The sequence below is a fragment of the Microbulbifer okhotskensis genome, from assembly GCF_023895975.1.
In the GTDB taxonomy this organism is placed as follows: Bacteria; Pseudomonadota; Gammaproteobacteria; order Pseudomonadales; family Cellvibrionaceae; genus Microbulbifer; species Microbulbifer okhotskensis.
Window position 1 is genome coordinate 1 of record NZ_JALBWM010000206.1, and the last position, 3,477, is coordinate 3,477.

Consider the following 3,477-nt stretch of genomic DNA (forward strand, 5'->3'; position numbering starts at 1 on the left):
TATCTGGCCGTGGTTCCTACCTATTTCGCCCCCTAAAACTGTCCGAAGTATTGGAGAAAGAAAGGTAGAGAGATAGACTGGGGGCCACATATTTCAAATGTGAGAATAACTTAAGTTATTGTGTTCGCAGGAAATTCTCTGGTCAGACAAATCACTTAGTTAATTGCCTGGATTGATCCGAGCCGTACTCAAGGCTAAATGCTAGGAATATCTAGCGATCTTTCACCAATTCAACTGGACCATGATCATCACAATGGTCACCGTGAATATGGTGAAGTCGGCCATTTACCAGATAGTCGGTATGATCTCCATGTGGCACTTGCTCATGACCGCAGCTCTCGCTATGTACGTGGGAATCGTCACAGGCGCCGCGCATGGGGTGGCAGCCATCTGGGTTTTTGCTGTTGATTTCTAAGACATGCTCATCGTAGTGATCTTTGTGCGGTTGATGAAGATGCCCATCATGGAGGTAGCAAACGTGATCCTCATGCTTGATGGCTGTGTGGCCACAGTAATGGCCGTGCGTGTGTGAGTGGCTCTTTGCCTGTTGGCAATGGGTCCTGTCCACGGTATTCCTCCTGGCCTATCAGCTGTGTTGTGGGCCTATTTGTTGTCGCTAAAGGAATCTTAAAGCGACATCCTTGCGCACCGATCAAGGGCGCCTCGGCATTCTTAATTTAAGAATAGACGGGGTCCTTTTCCAACTCTGTTTCTTCGGTATGGGCTTTTGAGCGTGTGTCAGGCCTGTCGCCATTACTCCGCCTTGATTTAAATATGACCGATGAGCCCGTTTCAGCCAGAAATACCAATTGCAATCGATTGCAATGTGGCCGTATAGTAGGTGTTACGGTGTTACGGTGTTTCGGGTAGAGTTTTTTAAGCATTGTTGCAATCGATTGCAATTCTTGATTGTACGGGTTTGGATAAAAATAACACCGCCCCAGCAGAACCAATAAGAACGACGATGAGAGGGAAGAATCGATGAGCAAGAACCCTTTGGCACAGGCGGTATCCCTGGCTGCGCTTTCAGTTGGCTTGTGTGGCTATGCCGCAGCCCAAGAGATAAGCCACAAAAGCGACAGCGACAGCGAGATGGTGATGGAAGAAGTCATCACTACCGGGACCCCGGGTGGTACTGGCATACGCAAGCTGGACGCCAGTTTTTCTATTACAACCTTGAGTGATGAAGAAATTAGTAAATCCTCTCCCTCAAGCACTGCGGACCTGTTGAAGTCGGTCCCCGGCCTTTGGGTTGAAAGCTCCGGTGGTGTTTCTGGAGCTAATATTGATGTTCGCGGCTTCCCTGGTGGCAGCGATGCACCCTTTGTAACGGTTTCAATGAATGGGCTACCACTATATCCGGCACCAACGCTCTCGTTCCTGGAAAACTCTTCTCTATTTCGTGTAGACGAAACCATTCAGCGTGTCGAAGCTTTGCGCGGTGGCCCAAATCCAGTGTTCTCCAATGGCCAGCCAGGCCTGACTACTAACTTTATCTTGAAAGAGGGCACTGAAGAGACGGAAGGGCGCTTTAAATATACCCTCTCTGATTACGATCTCCAACGGACTGATGCTTTGATGACTGGCAAGCTTACGGATGACCTCTACTACATGATGGGGGGCTACGTATCCTCCTCGCCAGGTATTCGCGATGCGAGCTTCGATGCAGAAGAGGGGCACCAGTTTACCCTCCACATCACCAAAGAATTGGAAAACGGCAAAGCCGGTTTCTATGTTCGAGACACTAAAGATACAGGCACCTGGTACCTCCCTAATGCCGCATTCCTGGCAACCGACTATACCCAGGTAGGCCCAAGCAACCGAAAGGTTTCAATACCATTAACCCAGGCTGACGGCAATGGTGGCTCTGAAACCACCTGGGAAACTTTTGACATGGGTGAAGGGCGCGGCTGGGATGGCAGCGTAGCGGGAGCTTATCTGGAATTAGATCTGGGCAATGGCTGGAACCTTACCGAGCGTTTTGGAATCACAACAGGCAATGCCGACACTCTGGGCTTTGTTCCAGACAGCGCTCCGGTATCGTTGAGCTCTCTCACAGATCAAACTGTAGTTAGCACTTCAGGGGATATAGTCAGCAGCGATACGTTGGTACAGCAGTTTGGTGCATGGGTCGTGCGCAAGGATATTGAGGCCACTACCAATGACATCAGCCTGGCAAAAGAGTGGGATAACGTTAAAGTAACTGCTGGCTATTACAGCTCCAGCTGGGAAGTTGATGAATGGTGGTCTCTGGGCAACCAGAAATACTACGTATTGGGACATGATGGAGAGTTGATTAGCGGAGCGGCAGATGGCTCTGAGCTTACCGGCGACCTCGCCTGTAATGTATCCGCAGATATTTCCACCTGTGGCTGGAAGCACGATGTTGATGCAGTAGGTGATGCGCGGGAAAATGCGCTTTATCTTGCCACTGAATTTTATCTGGGTGACTTCACCTTTGATTTCGGTGTGCGCCAAGCAAACCGAAAGACAAATTACTCTGTGGATGACGGCGAGCTGGACGGCGTTTTCAGCACCTATAAAGCGGATGAAGATGGCACTGCCTTCACGGCTGCAGTGGATTGGGCATTTTCTGAAAATATGGGGACATTTTTCCGCATAAATTCCGGTTTTAAATTTGCAGATTTTGACAACTATCGTGATTTTGGCGAGAATTTCCTAGCGGGCTCTGACCTTGTTATCGATATAGACCAATACGAACTGGGTTATAAATTACAAGAGCAGGACTACTCCCTCTTTGCGACCCTTTTCTACAACGAAACCCAAGGTATGCCTGATTGCATTATTGGCAGTAGCACCTGTGCCCGCCTGGAGACTGAAGCACTAGGTCTTGAGATGGACGGAAAGGCACATTGGGGTGATTTCACTTTTGGGCTAAATGCCACCTTGCAAAAGCCTGAAATTACCAGTGGTGAGTACCAAGGCAACCAGGTTATGCGCCAGCCCGAATACCAAGTGCGCCTGAGCCAAAACTATGATTTCACTCTGAACGATATCGACATGGCAGTGTACACAGACATTAGCCGGGTAGGTGATCGCTTTAATGACAGTAGCAATGAAGTAACCTTACCTGCCTACACAAAAATTGATCTGGGAGCATTGGCCTATATCAAGGATATTACTGTACAGCTGGCAGTAGACAACCTGACGGATGAAGATGGCATCACTGAAGGCGACCCCCGTGATCCGCTTGCCACAAACGTCCGCTACATATTGCCACGCAATATAAAGTTGAGCTTCGCTTATGATTTTTAACCTCATGCCTCTCCCATAGGCTTTATGAGCTTTGCCGCACGGTCTCCAGCGTGCGGCTTTTTTCGTTAATCCCTCCTCAATATCAACCACTCTCAGCACCATTGCATGTAACCTGGTGATTACGTTCAGCAATAGGAAATTCTATATCTCCTGCATTCAACTCTGAAGTGCATCACCCTTTAGGCTGCTGCAGCAGCCGTA

At 49.0% G+C, this 3,477-nt stretch carries 2 protein-coding genes; one reads left to right on the forward strand and one right to left on the reverse strand.

The genetic code is table 11. The features are described 5' to 3' along the window. Window positions 1-211: 211 nt before the first annotated feature. Entirely contained in the window at window positions 212-568 is a 357-nt protein-coding gene (locus tag MO867_RS21075) for a hypothetical protein (protein WP_252472777.1), read from the reverse strand. 413 nt (window positions 569-981) lie between these two features. Between MO867_RS21075 and MO867_RS21080 the strand changes: the two genes are divergently transcribed. Further along, window positions 982-3,276 (forward strand): TonB-dependent receptor, encoded by a 2,295-nt coding sequence (locus MO867_RS21080; RefSeq protein ID WP_252472779.1) that lies wholly within the window; start codon window positions 982-984, stop codon window positions 3,274-3,276. Window positions 3,277-3,477 lie beyond the last annotated feature (201 nt).

Excerpts from the sequence above, each read along its gene's own strand:
- MO867_RS21080 (WP_252472779.1), top strand. The coding sequence starts at position 982 with ATGAGCAAGAACCCTTTGGCACAGGCGGTATCCCTGGCTGCGCTTTCA.